The organism is Shimia sp. R9_3 (assembly GCF_017743755.1).
Classification (GTDB): domain Bacteria; phylum Pseudomonadota; class Alphaproteobacteria; order Rhodobacterales; family Rhodobacteraceae; genus Shimia.
The window spans coordinates 125,404-146,071 of sequence record NZ_JAGHRP010000007.1 but is presented as its reverse complement, the minus strand read 5'-3'; the positions used below and the strand labels follow the sequence as shown (position 1 = coordinate 146,071).

Sequence of the window (20,668 nt, the reverse complement as noted above, 5' to 3'; positions counted from 1 at the left end):
CAAAACAAAAGAATTAAAAATACCTAAAGCAAAATGCCTTCGAATTGGCTCAAACTCTAGCAACCGCCGTGGGCTGTGGCAATTGCGGAGTGAGGTGACACGTTCCCGCAACACCTTGGGCAGTGAAATTAGGCAAAAACCGCTATGGAATTGGACAATACCGTTGGCTTAATTGGCTTTGTTTCCATTGCGGCGTTTGCGGCCGAATAAAAGAAAACAGAGAGTCGCAATAAGCGCGCCGATCGCGGTGCCGGAATAGAGGCTTCCGGGGACAAAAACGGACAGGAAGAGGCCCCATGCGGCGATCAGAATCAGAAGGATGAAAACCCGCATGTCAGGCCCCTTCTTCCTGCAAAACGATCAATGCGCAGACGCAGGCTTCGGTGCGGCTCATCACCCAGCCATCGACCTGAACGGTGTGGCCTGCGGCAAAATCATCCGCGACTTTCGCGTTTAGGGATCCGGTGTGATCGGACAAGGGCGCGTGGGACGGCAATCCCAGTGCAGCGCGCAAGGCCGCAGGGCCCGCCGGAACGGCACCTTGCGCAAGGGCGGCGCGGCCAATCTCTTTGAGTGCGTCCAAAGACGGATTGGGCATGGCTTTGGCGAGCGAGGCCACCGGGCTGAGGGCGGCTGCCAGAAGCAAGTCACGTCGTTTCATATGATCGCCCTCCTTACAGGGTGCCTGCGCGTGCGTCGGCTTTGAATTTGTCTGCCATGCGGATCGACAGGGCGGCGATGGTCACGGTTGGGTTGGCGTAGCCATTGGTGGGGAACACAGATGAGCTGCTGATGAAGAGGTTGCTGATGCCATGCACCTGACAGTCGGCGTTCACCACGCCGGTGTCTGGCCCCGCCGACATGCGGGTGGTGCCGCAGTGGTGTTTGCCGCGGGCGACAAAGCTTGGCCAGTCGTAGTCCTCGCTGAGCACATCGGTCCAGACGCGGCCCGCGCCTGTGCGGCTGATCTCTGAGGCGAGCAGTTCTGTCGCGCGTTTGACGGTGCGCATTTCCTGATCCGTGAGCTGCCAGTTCAGTGCGATTTGGCGCTGGCCAAAGCGGTCTGTTTCTTCCACCAGATGCACGGTGCTGTCGTAGTTTGGCACGCATTCAAACCCAAGCCACGGCCCAACCCATTCGCGGGTGATCAGATCGTCCCTTGTATCAAGGGCGCGCCGCCAGATGCCGTTGACCGCGCCATCCAGATCGGTCAGCACATTCTGGATATGCGGGGCGAGGCCGTTGCCCTTGCCGCGGAGCTGTTTGGTAAGCTGGCCAATGGCCAGATCCCCGGGGGAGCGCGCGGCGGGGAACATGTGGAAGATGAAGCTGGCGATCTGTTCGCGCCGGAGCAGATCATCTGACGGCACAATGGCCGCAAACATGCCGCCCACATCGTCAAACTCGTAAGGCTCGGCATAAAGATCGATGTTGGGGGCGGTGCGGCCCGCCAATATGCGCGCCGCCGGACGGATGGCGGCGTGGTCTGCAAAGAAGCGGCCCACAAGGTCATTGCCGTTGCCAATGCCGGTGTTGTGCACCTTGTTTGACAGAAGCATCAGGCGCGGGATTTCGATGCCGCCCATGCAGAGGACATAGCGCTTGGCCTCGCAGCGCAGCCTTGGGCCGTCGATGCAGGCCAGATCAATGCCGGTGACTTCGGATGCGGTGGATGTGCTGTCGATGTTGAGCGCATTGGCGTTGAGAAACACCGTGACATTCTCAGACGCCCGGAGCGCATCCTCATAGGTATAGCCAAAAGCCGTTGGGGGGCTTTGGTTGATGGAGACGTTTTCCAGAAGATCCGGGTTGAGGTCAAAGAGGTCAAAGCCAAGACGGTCCGCCCAATAGGCGATGTCATAGGGGCGCTCTTCATGAAGCTCGAAATAGGGCTGCGCGCGGTCATAAAACGGGGCGATGTCCTCATAGGTGATGGGCCAGCCGGACCATTTCATCCAGTCGCGCACCTCAAAATCGACCGGTGCCAGGCGCATGGCGTGGCCGCTCCAGTGGTTTGAGGAGCCGCCGAGGAAGCGCAGGCGGGCTTCATCCAGCGGGTCATACTGAAAGCCGACATTGGGCCCCTTGTAGAGTTGCTGGGTTTCATCCTCATAGTAGATGCCGCCGCTTTCGATCAGGGCAACTTTTAGAGGGGAGCCAGAGAGTTCCAGTGCAAGGGTGATGCCCGCAGGGCCACCGCCGACGATGCAGATGTCGGCGTCGATAACCTCGCCGTCAGGTAAGCTGCGAGCGTCAATAATCATCTCGTCTTCACAATATGCTATGTCAAAATTTGAGGGCGGAGCCCTCCCTAAAATCTAAGGCCACGTTAGGTCGTGGTGGCAGTTTGTGGCAAGCTGTTTGCGTCAGAAAGCACGCGGGGGCGTGGTTTTGATACATCGGTGCGGTTCAAACGCCCAAACGGGATGAACGGATTTGGAAAAGGGCCATCCGGCGTCGGGTGGCGGCGCAGATCAGCTGCGGTGGCGGATAACGCGGGCAGGAACGCCTGCGACAATGGCGTTGTCGTCCACATCGCTGGTGACCACCGAACCTGCCGCTATCACCGCGCCGTTGCCGATGCGGACCCCGTCCAGAATAGAGACATGCGCGCCGACCCAGACGTCATTTCCAAGCACCACAGGGCCTTTGGTTTCCAGACCTTGCGTCACCATGGGACCTTCGCCAAGCGCCATTTTGTAGCGCCCACCGCCGAAATAGCATTGGCCTGCGATGATGCAGTGATCGCCAATTTCAATGCCTGACACACCGCTGAGATTGCACTGGCTGCCGATGGAGCAATCTGCGCCAATACGCAGGTGGTTGTTTTTCACGAGCAGCACGGTGTCGCGCGCAATCAGGGTGCGCGGGCCAATGGAAAAATCATCGGCAGAAGCTGCGCCGCGCGCATCAAGCGCGCAGCCGTCATCAATGGTCACGCTCTCGCCCAGCGACATGCGGGTGGGGCAACGCAAAGAGATATTGCGGCCAAAATTGACGCCTTTTCCGGTTTTGGCAAATAGGCCGGGGAATAGGTGTTTTCTGAGAAAGAAGCCCAAAGCGCCGCGCGTGCCAGCTGCAAACATCATGGCAAATTCATACCGCAGAAAGGCGCTGAAACTGGAATTGCCGACAAAGAATTTCTGATATTTTTGCAGGGCAGAGCTGTCGTCGTTCAACGCATCAACGACGCGGTCTTTTTTAAGAGTGTCGCGCTCACTTTCCACCAGCATCCCCCATAAACAACCCAAGCCTGATTTGCGTAGCACCAAAAAAGCGCGCCTCGCAAGATGCCTGCGCAGAGTGTGGTGATGTGGCCACGCAGGTGATGCCTCAATTCCTCAGCGCGGCAATTGGCAGCATGACAAACGGTGGGAAATTGCGTCTTATCAGAGGCGGTTATTTGATTAAGTGGCCGTTTTTAATAGATTCGTGCACCATTGGTGACTTTATGAAACGTGATTTGTCAGAGCTGTCGACGCGGCAGTTTGATCTGGTTGTTGTGGGCGGCGGTGTGCTGGGGGCCAGTGTGGCGCGGGATGCGGCGCTGCGCGGGTTGAGCGTGGCGCTGGTGGAGCAGGCCGATTTTTGCAGCGCCACCAGCCACAACTCCCTGAAGACCATTCACGGCGGCATCCGCTATCTTCAGCATCTCAATTTCAAGCGGGCGATTGAATCGATCCGTGAGCAGCAGATTTTTCTGCAGACCGCGCCGCATCTGGTGCAGCCGATGCGGTTTCTGATGCCGGCTTACGGGTTTGGCATGCGGGGGCCTGCCGCGCTTGGCATTGGGGTGGTGCTTTATGAGCTGCTCAATGCCTGTGTGGCGCTAAAAGACGGGCGCAGGCTCAAGGCCCCCAAGGGGCGCGTTCTGGGAGCGAAGCGCTATCGTGAGATGGTGCCGGGCATGGAGGATCAGCCCTTAAGCGGCGGGGCGATGTGGATGGACGCGCAGGTCTCGCTGGCGGATAAGGCGGTGTTGCAGATGTTGCAACAAGCGGCGGAGCATGGGGCCTCAGTGGCCAATTATGTGACCGCAGACGCGCCGCTGTTTCGGGAGGATGATCCGCAGGTGATTGCTGGCGTCAACGCGCGGGACATGCGCAGCGGCGCGTGTTTTGACATTCAGGCGCGCGCGGTTGTCAACGCAACCGGCCCCTGGGCGGCGAGCTGGATCAACGGTGCGGATGAAGCGCAGCTTTCGATGCAGCTTGGGCTGGTCAAAAGCATGAATTTGGTGACCCGCAAACCGGCGCTGCCGCATGGGGTGGCCGTGCGCAGCAACCGCGCCTCTGACTCCAAAGTCGACAGCGCCAACCGCATGTTTTTTGTGGTACCCTGGCAGGGCAAAACCATGATCGGCACCACCCATGTGGCCCATGAGGGCGCTGAGGTGGATGATCGGGTTGGGCCGGGCGATGTGGCTGATTTTGTTGAGGAGTTCAATGAGGTCTACCCGGAGCTGGGGCTGACGTCTGAGGATGTGCTTTACAGCTATGCGGGGCTGGCGCCTGCGATGCGGGAAGAGGGCGCAGAGGCGGTGCCGCTGCATGAAAGCGAGATTATTGATCATGGTGTCGTGGATGGGATTGTCGGGCTTTTCAGCATTGTCAGCGTGAAATGGACCACCGCGCGGCTGGTGGCGGAGCAGGCGGTTGATCAACTGTTGGGCGCACAGGCAAAGGCGCGCCCCTGCCAGACGCGCAGCGTGGATTTGCCGGATTATGAAAACATGCCGCATGAGATTGCAGGGCTGACGGAGGCGCAGCTGCGTGTCTTTGTGCGCCAACATGTGGATGAGACGCAGGCCTTCCGGCTGAGTGATGTGCTGCTCAGGCGCACAAATGATCTGGTGCTGGGCACGATGAATGCGCAGCAATTTCAAGTGGTTGTCAGCGAAATGGCAGCGCTTTTGGACTGGAGCGAAGAGACGCGGAGCAAGGAGATTTCGCTGGTTTTGGAGCGGCTTTCCAATGCGGCGCAGAAAGCGGATCTTTCTGCGCAAATGGATCTGATTTCCTGACGTTCGACCCAATGTGCGGGTTTTAATATTCCTGTGAATGGGGCTGCTGATATGCGGCAATCATGCCGCGTTTTTTGGCAAGTCGCAGTTCAGAATTGCCGTTGTCAGGATAAAGCTAGGCCCATCACAAGGCTTGGGCTAAATATTAAAGTATTGATTCTTTAATTTATGAGGCCCACCCATGGGTGTTGACGGTACTTTTTCTCGGCCTGTCAAAAACTTGATTGCCAGCAGCCTAAATCTTTTGTCGAAATCGGCCGCGGGGTGGCCCAGGTAAGACGCTGTTGCTGATTGTGGAATTGAGCCACAAATCGATAGCGCGCTTTTTGATGCGGTGCCGCAAAAAAATCGAATAATTCGGCTGTTATGTGCGTGCGGATGGCCGCATAGGAACGCCTAAAAACGGGGATATGAATACACGCGTATTATTGGTCAGTGCTTCGAACCATTTTAGGTGAGGATGGGTGCGTATTTCTGCGCCAACTTGCTGTGGATGGCGGGCCATTTGCCGCTCTGCGGCGTTTCTAAATGACTGGATATTGCGCAAATCGATATTTTGGCAACTCTGAGAGCCAAGTTACGCTTTCTTGAACAGCTATCGCTTGGTTTAGAATAGAGCTTGGGGTTTCCTACTTTTAGATTTTAGACTTTTTTGGTTTTGGATTAAATTATGACGACGATAGGAGCACAGCGCGGATCTGCGGACGCTCTTGAATTTGACATGTCTGATACTGTGGACATTCCGTTGGTCGTTGATTTGGACGGCACGCTGACCAAATCAGATACGATGCACGAAGCGCTATTGCTGTTGATTGCAAAGCAGCCTGCAAAATTGCCTCAGATTGTCTCTTGGCTGTTTGCGGGGAAAGCGCAATTCAAAGACAGGCTGGCCGCCGAAATGGTGGTTGATGCCGACAGCGTGCCGCTGCGTGAGGATGTGCTGGCGCAGATTTCTGCGGCCAGAGAGAGCGGGCGGCAGGTGCTTTTGGTGTCGGCCTCAAACCACAGACAGGTGAGCCTGATCGGGGATCAGCTGGAGCTGTTTGACGAGGCAATTGGCTCGGATGCGCAGCGCAATCTTGCAGGCAGCGCCAAGGCGCAATGGCTTGTGGATCGGTTTGGCGAGCGGGGCTTTGATTATATCGGGGATTCCAGCGCCGACCTTGAGGTTTGGCTCAAGGCGCGCAAGGCAATCACCATCGGGGCCAAGCCGGCGGTGCGTGCGCGTGTGGATGCGATGAATGTCGAGGTCACCCATCTGGACAGGGATAGTGATGAAAGCGCGACGCGCAAAGCGCGCCATTACCTCAAGGCGATGCGGCCGCATCAGTGGCTGAAGAACCTTTTGGTGTTTGTGCCCGCGCTGGCCGCGCATGAGATGTCGATGCTGCTGCCGTCGTTCTTTGCCTTTTGTGCCTTCAGTCTCGCGGCATCCTGCATCTATTTGATCAATGATATGCTCGATTTGCACGTGGACCGGCAACACCCGCGCAAGTGCAAGCGCCCGTTTGCGGCGGGCACCATTCCGGTGGCCCATGGGGTTGTGCATTCGGCGGCGCTGTTTTTGACGGCGATGGTGATTGCGGCCTTCCTGCCTTCGGCCTTTGCATTGGTTCTGGTGGGCTATGTGGCTCTGACCTTTGCCTATTCTCTGGTGCTCAAGCGCAAGCTGATGATCGATATCTGGACCCTTGGTGCGCTTTACACGATCCGGATTGTGGCAGGTGGTGCGGCCAGTGGCATTCCGCTGTCTGAGTGGCTTCTGGCCTTCTCGATGTTTGTCTTCCTCGCGCTGGCCGCGGTGAAGCGGATTTCCGAGCTCAAGGATTTGGAAGCGCGGGATTTGGACAGCACGGATGGGCGCGGATACAGCGTGGGCGATCTGCCCGTGGTGCTGGGGGCGATGCTGGCTTCTGGCTATTGTTCGGTGGTGATCCTGGCGCTTTATGTCTCCAACTCCAATGTGGCGAGCCTATACTCTGAGCCAAAGCTTCTTTGGTTGGTGTGCATGATGCTGCTTTACTGGATCAATCGCGTGGCCATCATCTCCTATCGCGGAGAGATGGATGACGATCCCATTGTTTTTGCTCTCAAAGATAAGGTGAGCTTGATTGTCTTTGCTGCCTGCGGCGCGGTGTTTCTGGCGAGTGCGCAGCTATGACACTGACGCAACTTGTCACCCGCTACAGCGCGTTTGCGGTGGTGGCGACCATCGCGAACCTGCTGACGCAGCGCCTGTCCCTGGCGCTTTATGAAGGCAGTTTGGGGGTCCCGCTGGCGATTTTTGTCGGCACGGTTGTGGGGCTGGTGGTGAAGTTTCACCTCGACAAGCGCTGGATCTTTTTTGATGTCTCCAAGGAGGCGCAGAGCCGGAAATTTGGCCTCTACACCCTGATGGGGGTGATCACGACGGTGATTTTCTGGGGCTCGGAGTATGGGTTCTGGCTGGTCTGGCAGACCGATTTGATGCGCGAAGTGGGCGCCGTGCTGGGCCTGAGCGTCGGTTATTTCTGCAAATATCATCTGGACAAGCGGTTTGTGTTTACTCCTGCGACTGGCGTTGGGGGGCATGCATGATCAAGACGCAGACGCTCTCAGGCTGGGGACGCTGGCCGCAGCGCAAGTGCGCGACGACGCCGCTTGATCCGACAGGGTTTGACACGCTGTCGGTGGATGCGGGCAAAGGCATGATCGCGCGCGGCTTTGGCCGGTCTTACGGCGATATTGCCATGAACCCGGACCTCACATTGCTGGGCACAGCGCGCAACCGGATCCTGTCTTTTGATGAGGACACCGGCACGCTTGTGGCCGAAGCGGGGTTGAGCCTCACCGAAATTCTGGAGGTGTTTGTGCCGCGCGGTTGGTTTCCTGCGGTGACGCCGGGGACAAAATTTGTCTCGCTGGCGGGGCTGATCGCGGTGGATGCGCATGGCAAGAACCACCACAAAGTGGGCAGCTTTGGCGATCATGTTCTGTGGTTTGATCTTTATTGCGCGGACGGGCAGATCCGTCGCTGTTCGCCTGAGGAGAACAGCGCGCTGTTTCATGCCACGATTGGCGGCAATGGGCTGACGGGGCATATCCTCACGGTGTGCACGAAGCTGCTGTCGGTCCCCTCCGGTTGGGTGCGTCAGACCACCCATGTGGCGGAAAATCTCGCTGACGCGATTGAGATTTTTGAGACCCACAACGATGTGACCTATTCTGTGGCCTGGATCGACTGTTTGGCCAAAGGTGCGCATCGCGGGCGCTCATTGGTGTTTCTAGGAGAGCATGCTGCGCCTGAGGAATTGGCTGCGGCCCAGCGGGACCTGCCATTTGATATTCCTCTGCGCAAGAAGCAGCGGATGCCGATGGATGCGCCTTCCTGGGCGCTGAACACCTACACCATTCGGGCTTTCAACCGGCTTTATCACAAGAAGAATTCCCAGAATCTCGCGCCGCAGCTCGTTGACTATGACCGGTATTTCTATCCGCTGGATGCGATCCTAGAGTGGAACCGGCTCTATGGGCGCGGCGGGTTTGCGCAGTATCAATGTGCGCTTCCGCTGGCTGAGTCTGAGGCCGGGCTGACCAAGCTGTTGACCGCGATTTCTGACGCGGGGCTTGGCTCTTTCCTTGCAGTGCTGAAACGGTTTGGCCCCGGCGCGCCGGAGCGGCCTCTGTCGTTTCCGATGGAAGGCTATACGCTGGCGCTTGATTTCCAGCTGTCGCCGCGCGCGCTGACCCTGATGACCGCGCTTGATGAGATCACAACGGAACATGGCGGGCGTCTTTATATGGCGAAGGACAGCCGGATGAGCCAGCCTATGCTTGAGGCAGGATATGCCGAGGGTTTGCCTGCGTTTCGTGATCTGCGCGCCCAATCCGGTGCGCGCGGGCTTTTTCAATCTATGCAATCCCAGAGGCTGAACCTGTGACACCTGCCGACACCCCCGCATTGATCCTTGGTGCCCGGTCCGGCATCGCCCGTGGCATTGCCGTCGCGCTGGCCAAGCGTGGGCATCCCATCATGCTGGCGGCGCGAAATGCGCAGCGGCTGGAGGCGGATGTCTCCGATATCTCTATCCGGCACAGCGTGGAGGTGTCCGCGCATGATTTTGATGTGCTGGATGTAGCAGGGCATCAGAGCTTTCTTGAGAGCCTGCCGATGAAGCCGGGCATTGTTGTCTGCGCCATTGGTGTGCTGGGTGACCAGGAGGCGGATACGGGGGACAGCGCGGCGACCCGGCTGATTGTTGAGAGCAATTTCCTCGCGCCCTGCTTGTTTCTGGAGAAGGTAGCAGCGCAGATGTCCGCTTCAGGGCGGGGCGGGCATATTGTTGGCATAGGCTCTGTTGCCGGTGACCGCGGGCGCGCCAAAAACTACATCTATGGGTCCGCCAAGGCGGGGTTTGCGGCCTATCTTTCCGGCCTGCGGCAGAAATATGCGGCCAGCGCGCTGCATGTGATGACGGTGAAGCCGGGTTTTGTGCGCACTGCGATGACGGAGGGGATGGACCTGCCCGGGCCGCTGACCACCGACGCAGAGCCATTTGCCGAGCGCGTTGTGGCGGCGATGGAGAAGGGCAAGCTTGTCTATTACGACATGCGGTGGCGTGCGCTGATGGGTGTGATCACGCATCTGCCCGAACGTTTTTTTATGAAGACCAAATTTTGAAGAGATCGGACGGCAGATGGATCAGCCACATAAATTCCAAGATTTTATACTGGCCCTCGGGCTGACCTGCATCGGGGCGGCGCTGGCGTGGTTTCTGTCTGGCGGTCTGCCGTTCATTGGCATTGATGACGCGGCGATCACCCGATCCTATGCTGAAAACGTCGCCAATGGGGCGGGGTACGTTTACAACGTGGGCGGCGAAAAGGTCGAAGGCTCCACTGCGTTTCTATGGATGAGCATTCTGACGGTGGCCTATAGTCTTACGCCCACGCCGGAGTTTCTGATCATCGGATTATGTGCGATGTTTGCACTTGGCGCGGTCTATATCACCCTGCGTCTGGTGCGGGCGCTGACCGATTGGCTGGACGTACCAGTCGGACCGGCGCTGTGGACCATGGCGTTGTTCCTGATGGCCAGCCCGGGGTATTTCATGTGGTCGGTCTGGACCATGATGGAGCTGGCGCTGTGGTCGATGATGGTGATTTGGCTGGTGTTTCTGCTGGCCAAGCGGGTGGAGGACGACTTTGGCCCCGGCAACGGGCTGGGGCTGGTTCTGGCAGCCGCATTGATGCCCTTGGTGCGCCCGGAAGGTATTTTGGTGGCGGTGGGGCTGATCTGTCTGAGCTTTCTGCTCTCGCTGCGGTCCTGGCGCGTTCTGGGGCTGTCTGTCCTCGCGGCGGGCGGCTCTTTTGTGGCGGTCACCTTTTTCCGGCTGAGCTATTTTGGCCAGCCGTTCCCGAACACGTTTTATGCCAAGGTTTCCTCTGACCGACTGCAGGGCCTGGCGGACGGGATGAAATATCTCTTTGATTTCCTGCTGCGCAGCCCGTTCACGGATATCTTGGTGATGATCTGGCTGGGGTTGACCTTTTGGGCGCTGTTTGAGGCGCGGCACAGCCGCCCTGGTACGCGCGCGCTGATCGTTGCAGCTGCGGCCATTTTTGGCCTGCTGATGACCTATGCGGCGCTCGGTGGCGATCACTTTGTGCTCTGGCGGTTCTATCAGCCGGTGGCGCCTTTGCTGCCTGTAGCGCTGGCGCTTTTGGTTGCTTTGGGGGCTGGGATGCCCTCCACAACTCTCGGAGCGGCGAAGGTGGCTGGTGCGGTTGCCGCACTTGGCATCATGCTGATTGGCTGGGGGCAATATTACCAATCACGCTTTGATATCCGAAAAGAATATGTGCTGGTGGAGCAGGGGCTCGATTTTGGTGCGTTCCTCAACGAGGTGGAGCCGCGCCCCTCAATTGGTGTGGGTCCGGCGGGCGGCATTGCGCTGGCTTATGATGGGCACATCTATGATCTGCTTGGGCTGAACTGGGTTGAGATGGCTCATGCCAATCCCGTGAAAATCGGGATGCGCAACCACGCGAGTTTTGACAAGCCGACATTCTGGAGGCACCAGCCGGACGTGCTTGCCGCCTTCAATCGGGCCTGCACAAAAGATCAGGGGCTGGCGTTCTGGTCACATGCGGACAGCGCCTTTGACGGGCTGTATTCGGATGCGGATTTTCAGGCGGCCTATGTGCCGGTTGCCTTTCGAAACACAACCCAATGCTGGCCAAGTTTCGCGCGGCATGAATGGTTGGCAAGAGCGACTCCAAGTGATGCGATCCTGGTCTATGATTGGGCAGATGTGATCAAGCTGGACTGATCCGCCATGGGCTCTGAAAACGGCAACACCGGGCATTCCACCAAGGGATTTTTTGTCAACGTCGGCTCGCTTGTGTCTGCGCGCCTGTTTCTGGCGTTGTCGCAGATTTTGGTTTTGCCGGTGGTGGCGCGTTATCTCACGGTGGATGAGTTTGCCCTGATTGCCATGGCGATGTCCCTGATCGTCTTTTGCAGCGTTTTAAGCGATGCGGGGCTTGGGCGGTCGTTGATCCGGACGCCGGAGTATGACCATGACGAATGGGTCAGTGTGTTCTGGCTGCTTGTGATGGTGGGGGGCGGTTTGATGGCTGTCATCCTGCTGGCCGCGCCGCTTTGGGCGTCATTCTTTGCGCAGCCGGAGCTGGTGAAGATCATTGCGGCGCTGTCGGTGGTGCCTCTGATGCAGGCCATTGCCGCCACGCCCAACGCGGAGATCGAACGGCGGGAAAATTACACAGGCATTGCCAAGGTGCAGACCATCACCACGGTGTTCAGCCTTGGCGCGGTGGTGATACTTGCGGTGCTCGGCGCCGGTGTCTGGGCGCTTGTCGCGCAACAGCTGGCGCTGGCCGGGGTCAGATTGGCCGGTATTCTGTACCTGTCCGAGTTTCGCCCCACGCGGGTATTCCGCCCCGCTCTGGTGAGGCCACACCTTGAGTTTGCCCGAAATGCTTTGATTGTGTCGGCCATTTCAGCCGTAAAAGCGCAGTCTGCGGTGATGAGCATCGGGAAGTTCAACGGGGAGGCGGCCTTGGGTCTGTTTTCCATGAGCGCCCGATTTTCCAAGTTGCCGCAGTTTGGCCTCGTCGGGCCAGCGTCCACAATCGTTTATGTCCGCATGGCGAAGGCTCAGCATGATCCCAAGCGGCTGGTCGACATCTATCTCAGCGCGATGAACCTGATGGCGACGGTTCTGTTTCCCATCCTGGCCGCGACAGCGGCTGCGGGGACGGCGGTGTTCACCGTGGTGCTCTCAGATGATTGGGCGCAGGTTGCACCGATTTTTGCCTTGTCGATTGCGGGGCTGACATTTGAGGCGATCGCGGTGGTTTTGCTGTCCTGCATTTTCCGGGCGACCAATCGCACCGACTTGCATGTGCGCCTCATGACGGAATCCGCGGTCCTTTATACGGTTATGGTTCTCTGCGCTGCTGCATTTTCTGATGTGTTCGGCGTGGCAACGGTGATCACGGTCTGGGGGCTGGTCATTGTGCCGCGTGGTTGGATTTTGGCGCAGAAAATTGTGCCGATCAGCCTAGCAGATTGCACCACTGCGGTTGCCGTGCCGCTTCTGCTCTCTGTAGGTCTGGTCTGCGCCCATATCGGGCTGCGCACACTCTGGGAGCCGGGGCACGTACTGGAGATTCTAATGGCCGGGGGGCTGCTTGTTGTGGGGCTTGGCGGCACCATTTTGATGCGCCGTAAGACACTTCTGGAAGCGGTTGGGACGTTCAAACAGGCCTGAAAAAGTCAATTTGCGCAGAGTTTGTGCAGCGGTGTTTTTTCAAGGTATGAAATGCGCGAACACGGGTGATCGCCATATTTGACTGGCAAAAATGATGGGAAGACGGTAAGAAATAGTATATTCTTTAACGTGTATTTTTCTGCATTTGTTCAATTTTGGTTTTTGTTTTGAGGAGTTGGCGGCGCATGTGCGGGCACATGTCTGTTGTGGTCCCTGAGAGGGCATCTGTCTGAATATTGAAAATCCGGAATTCAGACAGATGATTTGGAGGGGTAGCGAAACTGTAATTTTGGGTGTTCACGCAATTTTGCATGCGGGAAAGCAACACTCGGGCTATCATCAACCAATGACAAAACAACATGTATGCATATGATATTTGGTCGAATATTCTGATTATATATTGCTGAATTTCTTTTGGGGGTGCGGTTATTGGGATGCCGCCTGAAGACGAAGCATTTGGTCGCCCGTTAATTTCTTGGGCGATCCAAGGAAGTGAATTGTGTTTGGAAGTTTAGAAGAAAATACTGCGCTGCCCAGCCGGGATGACACCAAATCGCACCTGCTGCGACTTCTGGGAATTGGCCTGATTTCGTTTGTGATGGCGATGCTCACCCGGGTGGGGCTGATCAACCATCCTCTGATCTATGATGAGCTTTATCAGTATTTGCCCTCAGTGAGTTGGCAGGAAAACCAGACCTTCACGGTGCTTGACGGGATCTATGACCGTGCTGCCCGGTTCTCGCAGTTTATAGCTTTCAGTTTTGATGTGATTGGCGAGCAATCGGCCTTTTCGGCGCGGTTGATCCCTTCGGTGATCCCGGGCGCGCTGTTGGTGGCGCTTATTGTGTCTTGGGCTTATCACGTTAGCGGGCGTGTCGCGGCGTTGATTGCGCTGTGCTTTCTGCTGTTTTGGCCCAACGGCATCGAGGTGTCCCAGTATATCCGGTTCTACTCCGCCCAAGGAGTGCTTTTTGTAGGGGGTGCGCTGCTGGTTTACACCGCGTTGACGGAGATCACATCTGTGATCTGGCGCGCGGCGGCGCTGGTTGCTGCGGCTGTTGCGTTCCTTGTGGCGCTGGATTTGCAGATGTTGACCGCGCTTGGCGTCGGGGCGATCCTGCTGTGGGTGCTGGTGGTTTTTATGCCCGGCTGGCTGCGACGCTACCCTCTGCTTTGGTGGCTCAATGGTGCCATTGTGCTTGGCCTTGCGATCTTTTTCCTTAGCGGTGTGGCGTCAGAGGAAATCAATTGGCTATGGACCACTTACAACTGGGAACCTTGGCCGCATGTGGATGATACGACGTTTTATCACCGCAATTTCCGCGACAATTATCCGACCTTCTGGACGCTGTTTCCGGTGATTGCGATCATTGCGCTGCGGGCCAACTTTATGCCGGCCTCGTTTTGTCTGGCGCTTTTTGTCACCACCTTTTTGCTGCAGTCGTTTGGCGGTCTGAAAAACATTCGCTACCTCTATCCGACGATGCCGTTTTTCTTTGTTTTATGGGGCATTGGCTTGCAGGCAGTGCTGCCGGTGTTTTGGCGTTTCCTGAAGACCAGCGCGACGGAAGCGTCGGGCAATTTTGTGCCATCAGTGATGAAAAAGCCGCTGGCATTTGCGGTTTTGGGGATTAGCGCGGGCTTTTTGATCTTTGCCAATCCTGCCCTGCCACGCAGCGCCAAGCTGATCCTGGGCCAAGATGAGAACATGCTGCTTGGCAAGACGCGCTGGCAGTGGGAGGGCGCGGAGGCGTTTTTGACACCCTGGCTGGCGGACAATCCTCTGATTGTCACCGACGAGGAGATGCGGGCTGTGGAATGGCTGGGGGACTTTGACCTCGCTTACAACAAGCCCAGATTCTCCGAGCTGCTTTACAGTGTGAGCCCTGACGCGCCGCCTTTCTCGGTGGATCGGCGCACCGGACGGCCTTTGATTGGAGACTATGCTGATTTCCGTCTGGTGGTGTTTTGCCATCCTGTCGGGGTTTTTGTCACAAACGAGGCGGGGGCGCGCAATGGCAATATCCTGCGTCTGCTGCAGGAGGCGCGGAGCGCGGATTTGAGTGTGTCGCTGCAGACCGGCCGGGGGATGGCGATGGTTGGCTGGCGGCACAAGGCGCAGATGGAGCTGCCGGAAGACTGTCGAAAGGTTCCGAATTTTGGTGACCCGTCTGCGGCCGGTCGTATCCTGTCTGGTGAATCTGTGCCGTGGAGTGTCGCCTCGTCGACGGTTCGGACACATTGAGAAGAGGATTGTCTGTCGGCCAAAAGCGTGACTGCTTTCCATATTTGAGGACAAGGTGTCACGAAACTGCGCCGCAGGTCGTTTGAGTTTTGGGGCAGATATTACGGATCTGCTTTTGAGAATTGATTTTTAGGAGTGCGAATTTATGAGCTCGGAGCCAATTTATCTCGTCACAGGTGCCGCGGGTTTTGTGGGGGAGCACCTCGTGCGGCACCTGAAAGGCGCTGGCGTCAAAGTGCGGGCGATGGTGCGCAAGCCCGCGCAGGCGGAGGCGCTAAAGTCTCTGGTCGATGAGGTGGTTATTGCGGATCTTGCGCAACCCGAAAGCCTGCCTGCGGCCGTGGAAGGGGTGGCTGGCATCTATCATCTGGCGAGTATTTTCCGGCAAGAAGGGCTGCCGGATGAGACCTTCTATGACATCAATGCCGAGGGCACACGGCGCATTTTTGAAGCGGCGATTGCGGCCGGGGTGCCGCGCATCATTCATTGCTCCACCAACGGTGTGCACAGTGACATTGATCACCCCCCAGCGACCGAAGACTACCCCTTCAAGCCCGGCGACATCTATCAGGAAACCAAGCTTGCCGGTGAGGAGATCGCGTCGGAGTATTTTGCGGATGGTCGTATGGCTGGCGTAGTGCTGCGGCCGACGATGATTTGGGGGCCAGGCGATGACCGGACGCTCAAAATGTTCCGCATGATCCAGAAAGGGCGTTTCTTCTTTGTCGGTGATGGCGGCACGCTCCACCATTGGGTCGATGTGCGCGATTTGGCGGCGGCGTTCCGGCAGGCTATGGAAAGCGACGTCAACAATGAGGCCTTTCTGATTGGCGGGCGCGAATATGTGTCATTGCGCAATATCGCAAATGAGATCGCCGATCAGCTGGGCAAACCCAAACCAAGTTTGCGCGTACCGGTTGGGCCTATGATGCTTTTGGCACATGCCACGGAAATTGTTTGCAAGCCCTTGGGAATTGAGCCGCCGATTTTTCGGCGCCGCGTCGGATTCTTTATCAAAAATCGCGCATATGACATCTCAAAAGCGCATCGCATTCTGAATTTCCAACCCAAGCAGGATATTGCAGGGGAAATTGCAGATATTATTGAGGCTTACAAGAGTGATGGAAAACTGGCCTAAGGCCATTGAATTGAAGATTGCCGCCCAATTTGCGCCTGATTTTTCTGGTAATGTTTCAATTATGAAGAAAGGATAGTGACGTTTAAACCACATGCTTTGTCGATATTGCCTGCTGTTAACCAGCTTAACGTAATTTTATTGTAGGAAAGTTGCGTGCATTGCTTAGCATAAAATTGATTTTGCGGTTTGAAGCCGAAGTTTAATAATACCACTGGGGAAGGGGTAAACGCTCGGTAAGTCTATGAGATTTCGAAATACTGTCGGGAAGAACCGCGACTCGACGGAATACAAATGAGTTTCTTTGAATACCAATGAATAGAGTTCTTTCACCTGATAGAAAGTTGGAGATGCGTCTGCCCAAAGCTGCGACATCTGCTCCGAAAATGCTGGAATTTTCCGATGTTATCCGGGCGCTGCGGCATCGGATTGCGCTTGTGCTTGCCACGGGCGTGCTTTGTCTGGGGGGGGCGGTTTACTACCTGTCGTCGCTCACGCCGACCTATAGTTCCGGCGGCCAGCTGCTGTTGGGTGGTCAGGGGCTCAGTGAACAGAACTCGTTTGACCTTGTGGAAGCTCAGGTGCTGAGCAACGCGGTGATCGAGGGGGAGATCGCGATTATGCGGTCAAATGAAATCCTCATCAACGTGGTGCAGAAGCTCAATCTGGACGAAGATCCTGAATTCAATCCGAGTTTGCGTGAAAAGCAGGTGCCCAATCCGGTGGTGACCTGGCTTAAGGATACCGCCAAAACCATTCTGGGCCGTGGCGAGAGCGCAGCGGATGATGAAGTGGTTGTTGTTGAAACAGCCTCCAATACAGCGGTTTTGGAGGCGGCCTCTCTGAACGAGCAGACACTTGGTGAGTATGGCACCTCGGTCGGGATTTTGCGCAAGGGTCTGTCCATTCGTCAGCAGGGCACATCGTTCCTGATGGCGGTTCAGGCGACGTCGGAAAGCCCGCAAAAGGCGGCGGCGATTTCCAACACGGTTATGACGGAATATATTCGCGTGCTTGCGGATAAACGTTTCCAGACGGCAAGTCGTTTCACCGGCTGGCTGGAGGGTCGGGTTGAGGAGCTTGCGAGCAACCTTGAAGATTCCGAGCGTGCCGTTTTGGAGCTGCGCAGCGTTATGGAAGCGGATGCTGACAACGGTGCTCGTCTGGACCAGCAGATGCAGGAATTCACCACCAAGCTGGTGAACGCGCGGGCGGAGCTGGCGCAGGCAGAGGCGCAGGTGCGTCGGGCCACGCTGGTGAATGAGCAGGATGGCCCGCTTGCAACCGCGAATATTCTTTCCAACGATGCGATTTTTGAGTTCCGACGCGCGCTGGTGGATCTGCGCCGCGAAGAGGCTGAAGCCTCGCTGAGCTTTTCAGATGAGTCCGCGCGAATGGATTCGATCCGCCGCGCGATTTCCAAAACCGAAGCTGAGCTGGCCAATGAGGTTGAGAACCTGATTTTGCAGCTCAACAACCGCGTGGAGACACTGCGGCTCAACGTGCGCACGTTGGAGACCAGCCTGCGCAGCTTTGAAGGATTGAACCTTGAGCGGTCGCGCCAGCTGATCGAGATGAACCAGCTGCAGCGTGTGGCCGACATTAACCGCCGTGTGTATGAGGATTTCCTGGGGCGGTATCGCGAAATCAGTGAGTTTCAGGAAATTCCGATCTCCGATGCGAAGATCATCCGCTATGCCTCACCACCCAGCAGCCCGTCTCACCCGCGCAAGAAAGTGGCGGCGATCCTGGCTCTGGTTGGCGGGCTTTCGCTGGGAGCGGCTTTGGCCTTCATGCTGGAGTGGCGGCCCAGACGGCTCTCTGAGCCGAGGCAGGTGTCGCGGGCAACCGGATTGCCGGTGTTTGGCAACACCCCCCGCTTGAAGAAGATCCGCTCGGCTGAGAAGCTGCTTGCACAGCTTTCCAATGATGAAGCCTTTGCGCAGGCGGCGTTGAAGCTGGCGGATAACATCAATCTGCACAGTGAGCGATCGTTGAGGTCGCTGTTTGTGACCTCCTATGATGCCAACCAAAGCCGGACCAATACGGCGATCTTGCTGGCCTGGGCCAATGCGCAGCGCGGTCGGAAATGTGTGCTTGTCGACGGAGATTTCCGCACCGCACAGCTGACAGATAGTTTTGGTCTGAATGAACAGGCGAATTTCTTGTCCGCCATCCACAGCGACAAGCCTTTGAGTGAATGTCTGGTGGTGACGGATACGGCGGATGGGTTTGACTGTATCGGTGCGGAAGTATCGGCGGCGGATCCCTCTGTGCTCTACAGCTCTGAGCGGATGCAGGACATGATTGCCCTGCTGCGCAAGGTTTATGATGTGGTCATCATTGATGCGCCAAGTCTGGAGGACAGCTCCAACAGCTTTGCCGGTTTGAATTCGCGTGATCTGGGGATTTTCACCATCGAGACCAATAAGATGACACGCGATGGCATGAACCGCAGCCTGAACATGTTGAGAGATATGGATCTGGGCGGCGCGGGCATTGTCCTGAATGGCGCCAAGTGAAGCGCAAAGCTGAGTGGTGGATGCCTGAGTGCAGCTGCCCCGTCTCTGTGCCCCGCGTGACATGTGTTTTGATCCAGACATAGGTGCCGAGTGAAACCGATTTCCGCCGCAGATGCTCAGAAGACATCCTGGGATGTCATCCTGGTTGGGACGAGCTTTGCCTCCTGTTTTTTCGCCTATAAGCTGAAAGGGCGCGGCCTGAGGGTTCTGTTTCTGGAGCGCGGTCCGTTTATTGATCACGATACCCAGCTGGAAACCCGCGTTCCGCATCCAACAGGCGGTGTGGCGCAGGAAAACAGCTCTGGACAGCGCAAGGACTGGACCGTACGGCATCAGTTTGGCGGCTGCTCAAACTGTTGGTGGGGGAACACGCCGCGTCTGCAGCCGAGCGATTTTGAGTTGTTTTCAAGATATGGCGTGGCGCAGGACTGGCCGGTGTCTTACGGCGACATCGAGCCTTACATGGTGGAAGCGGAGTATCTGATGGATATCGCCGGTTCCGATGAGGCTGGATATGCGCCCCGGAGTGCCCCGTTTCCGTTTCCGCCGCATGCGCCAACGCGGGCGGAGCGCAAGCTGTTTGCCCAAGAGCCCAGCTGGCAGCCGATGCCCTGCGCGCGCTCCAATGGGGGGCGACGCACCACCTGTTGTGTGTCTGGCGCCTGCAACCTGTGTCCGGTGGATGCAAAATTTACGATCCTCAATTCGCTGGAACTGTTTGAGGATGAAGGGTTTCATTACCTGCTGGATGCGGAGTGCCGCACCGTGGAGACCGCTACGGGGCTCGCCACCGGTGTTGTGGCCCAGACGACCGAGTTGGGGCCGATCACCTTGCGGGCGGATTTTGTCGGGCTTGGGGCCAACCCGATCTTCAACTCGGCAATACTGCTGAGATCAGGTATTGGCTCTGATCTGGTGGGGCGTGGGCTGCATGAGCAGGTGGGGCAATTTGTTTGGGTGAACATCCCGTTTGACAACTATTATGGCGGCACCTCGCTGACCGGGATGGGTTACGGATTTTATGATGGGGAGTTTCGTCGTGAGGCGGCGTCTGTTCTCATTGAAAGCTGGAATGCGCCTCCGTCTTTGCGCCTTGAGAAGGGAAAATGGCTGCAGCGTCTGAAGTTGAAGCTGGTGGCCGAAGATTTGCCGCAGGAGCAGAACCGGGTTGTGTTAAAAGACGACGCGCCGACGATTTTGTGGTCCGGGCACAGCGCCTATGCCTATGCCGGCCTGGCGCGGGCGCGTGAGCGTGTGTCCTCACTGATTCCGTTCGAGCATGAGATTGTCGGCATCGGGGGCATTGAGCCGACGGAAGCGCATATTATCGGAGGCACGCCGATGGGTACGGACAGCAAAACCGGTGTGGTGGACAAAAACCTGCGGGTCTTTGGTGTCTCCAATTTGGCCTGTCTTGGGGCCGGGACCTTCACGACCGGGGCGGCTGCGAACCCGACGCTCACCCTATCGGCGCTGTCGCTTTATGCGGGAGAGCAGCTATGAGTTTGAGGCGGCGTGCGTTTTTGGTGGGGGCAGCCGGTCTGGCGGGGGCGGTTCTGGTGCCTTTGACGCTGGGCGGCACCACGTCATTTCTGCGACGCACGCTGAAGGATCACTTCGGCCCCGAGGTGCTGAAGCTGGCGGGCATCGATGAATTTGTTGACGAGTTCGCCGCTTTGGCCGGGGAGGATGATCCGGCAAAGAAGATCGTGGCGGAGATGTACTTTGGCTGGCATGGGGATCGCGTGAAAATGATCGGCCCGGCCAAGGCGATACAGGAGCGGTTTCTTTTCACAATCCTGCACCGGAGCAATATCATCGCGGTTCAGCAAGGCCGCGCGACAGAGTTTGAATACGGGTCTGTTGATCCTTGGTCGCCGGTGTGCGGGCTCTACCTTTCCGCCTTCGCTGATGAAACGCTTTAGGTGAAGCGCCGGTGTGCGGCTGGCCATTTTTCTGAAGGTGATA

Annotated in this window: 16 protein-coding genes; 12 read left to right on the top strand and 4 right to left on the bottom strand. The window is 57.2% G+C overall.

The genetic code is table 11. The features are described 5' to 3' along the window. Positions 1-168: 168 nt before the first annotated feature. The 4 genes from J7412_RS17240 to J7412_RS22120 form a co-directional block, all read right to left on the bottom strand. Complete coding sequence (locus tag J7412_RS17240; protein ID WP_209079757.1) at positions 169-333, bottom strand: LPXTG cell wall anchor domain-containing protein; 165 nt, start codon at positions 331-333, stop codon at positions 169-171. Between the two features lies 1 nt (position 334). Next, positions 335-661, bottom strand: coding sequence for a hypothetical protein (locus J7412_RS17235; protein ID WP_209079756.1), 327 nt, complete (start codon positions 659-661; stop codon positions 335-337). 13 nt (positions 662-674) lie between these two features. Beyond that, positions 675-2,264, bottom strand: coding sequence for a GMC family oxidoreductase (locus tag J7412_RS17230; RefSeq protein WP_209079755.1), 1,590 nt, complete (start codon positions 2,262-2,264; stop codon positions 675-677). A gap of 210 nt (positions 2,265-2,474) precedes the next feature. After that, positions 2,475-3,227 (bottom strand): acyltransferase, encoded by a 753-nt coding sequence (locus J7412_RS22120; RefSeq protein WP_209079754.1) that lies wholly within the window; start codon positions 3,225-3,227, stop codon positions 2,475-2,477. Positions 3,228-3,451: 224 nt separating this feature from the next. Here J7412_RS22120 and J7412_RS17220 point away from each other — a divergent pair, with 224 nt between their 5' ends. The 12 genes from J7412_RS17220 (at position 3,452) to J7412_RS17165 (ending at position 20,625) form a co-directional block, all read left to right on the top strand. Further along, positions 3,452-5,023, top strand: a complete 1,572-nt coding sequence (locus tag J7412_RS17220; protein ID WP_209079753.1) for a glycerol-3-phosphate dehydrogenase/oxidase — start codon at positions 3,452-3,454, stop codon at positions 5,021-5,023. A 670-nt stretch (positions 5,024-5,693) separates the two neighbouring features. Further along, positions 5,694-7,184 (top strand): UbiA family prenyltransferase, encoded by a 1,491-nt coding sequence (locus tag J7412_RS17215; protein ID WP_209079752.1) that lies wholly within the window; start codon positions 5,694-5,696, stop codon positions 7,182-7,184. Continuing rightward, positions 7,181-7,600 carry a GtrA family protein gene (locus tag J7412_RS17210; RefSeq protein WP_209079751.1) on the top strand — a complete coding sequence of 140 codons (420 nt, stop codon included), beginning with the start codon at positions 7,181-7,183 and terminating at the stop codon, positions 7,598-7,600. Before J7412_RS17215 ends, J7412_RS17210 begins: the two co-directional genes overlap by 4 nt. Then, entirely contained in the window at positions 7,597-8,943 is a 1,347-nt protein-coding gene (locus J7412_RS17205; RefSeq protein WP_209079750.1) for an FAD-binding oxidoreductase, read from the top strand. The genes J7412_RS17210 and J7412_RS17205 overlap by 4 nt, the downstream gene beginning before the upstream one ends. After that, the gene (locus tag J7412_RS17200) at positions 8,940-9,683 is read left to right on the top strand and encodes an SDR family oxidoreductase (RefSeq protein WP_209079749.1); all 744 of its coding nucleotides are present in this window, start codon (positions 8,940-8,942) and stop codon (positions 9,681-9,683) included. Before J7412_RS17205 ends, J7412_RS17200 begins: the two co-directional genes overlap by 4 nt. 16 nt (positions 9,684-9,699) lie before the next feature. Then, entirely contained in the window at positions 9,700-11,334 is a 1,635-nt protein-coding gene (locus J7412_RS17195; protein ID WP_209079748.1) for a hypothetical protein, read from the top strand. 6 nt (positions 11,335-11,340) lie between these two features. Next, on the top strand, positions 11,341-12,798 hold the full coding sequence (locus tag J7412_RS17190; RefSeq protein ID WP_209079747.1) for an oligosaccharide flippase family protein: 1,458 nt from the start codon (positions 11,341-11,343) through the stop codon (positions 12,796-12,798). Positions 12,799-13,297: 499 nt separating this feature from the next. Continuing rightward, the gene (locus tag J7412_RS17185; protein ID WP_209079746.1) at positions 13,298-15,043 is read left to right on the top strand and encodes a hypothetical protein; all 1,746 of its coding nucleotides are present in this window, start codon (positions 13,298-13,300) and stop codon (positions 15,041-15,043) included. A 145-nt stretch (positions 15,044-15,188) separates the two neighbouring features. Then, positions 15,189-16,181: an NAD-dependent epimerase/dehydratase family protein gene (locus tag J7412_RS17180; RefSeq protein WP_209079745.1), complete on the top strand. Its 993-nt coding sequence runs from the start codon at positions 15,189-15,191 to the stop codon at positions 16,179-16,181. A 347-nt stretch (positions 16,182-16,528) separates the two neighbouring features. Beyond that, positions 16,529-18,700: an exopolysaccharide transport family protein gene (locus J7412_RS17175; RefSeq protein WP_209079744.1), complete on the top strand. Its 2,172-nt coding sequence runs from the start codon at positions 16,529-16,531 to the stop codon at positions 18,698-18,700. Between the two features lie 90 nt (positions 18,701-18,790). Further along, positions 18,791-20,203 (top strand): GMC family oxidoreductase, encoded by a 1,413-nt coding sequence (locus J7412_RS22115; protein WP_209079743.1) that lies wholly within the window; start codon positions 18,791-18,793, stop codon positions 20,201-20,203. Beyond that, on the top strand, positions 20,200-20,625 hold the full coding sequence (locus tag J7412_RS17165) for a hypothetical protein (protein ID WP_209079742.1): 426 nt from the start codon (positions 20,200-20,202) through the stop codon (positions 20,623-20,625). The genes J7412_RS22115 and J7412_RS17165 overlap by 4 nt, the downstream gene beginning before the upstream one ends. Positions 20,626-20,668 lie beyond the last annotated feature (43 nt).

Coding starts and splice junctions, on each gene's coding strand:
- J7412_RS17165 (WP_209079742.1), top strand. CDS start 20,200: ATGAGTTTGAGGCGGCGTGCGTTTTTGGTGGGGGCAGCCGGTCTGGCG.
- J7412_RS17180 (WP_209079745.1), top strand. CDS start 15,189: ATGAGCTCGGAGCCAATTTATCTCGTCACAGGTGCCGCGGGTTTTGTG.
- J7412_RS17220 (WP_209079753.1), top strand. CDS start 3,452: ATGAAACGTGATTTGTCAGAGCTGTCGACGCGGCAGTTTGATCTGGTT.
- J7412_RS17230 (WP_209079755.1), bottom strand. CDS start 2,264: ATGATTATTGACGCTCGCAGCTTACCTGACGGCGAGGTTATCGACGCC.
- J7412_RS17235 (WP_209079756.1), bottom strand. CDS start 661: ATGAAACGACGTGACTTGCTTCTGGCAGCCGCCCTCAGCCCGGTGGCC.
- J7412_RS17210 (WP_209079751.1), top strand. CDS start 7,181: ATGACACTGACGCAACTTGTCACCCGCTACAGCGCGTTTGCGGTGGTG.
- J7412_RS17205 (WP_209079750.1), top strand. CDS start 7,597: ATGATCAAGACGCAGACGCTCTCAGGCTGGGGACGCTGGCCGCAGCGC.
- J7412_RS17190 (WP_209079747.1), top strand. CDS start 11,341: ATGGGCTCTGAAAACGGCAACACCGGGCATTCCACCAAGGGATTTTTT.
- J7412_RS17240 (WP_209079757.1), bottom strand. CDS start 333: ATGCGGGTTTTCATCCTTCTGATTCTGATCGCCGCATGGGGCCTCTTC.
- J7412_RS17175 (WP_209079744.1), top strand. CDS start 16,529: ATGCGTCTGCCCAAAGCTGCGACATCTGCTCCGAAAATGCTGGAATTT.
- J7412_RS17215 (WP_209079752.1), top strand. CDS start 5,694: ATGACGACGATAGGAGCACAGCGCGGATCTGCGGACGCTCTTGAATTT.
- J7412_RS17195 (WP_209079748.1), top strand. CDS start 9,700: ATGGATCAGCCACATAAATTCCAAGATTTTATACTGGCCCTCGGGCTG.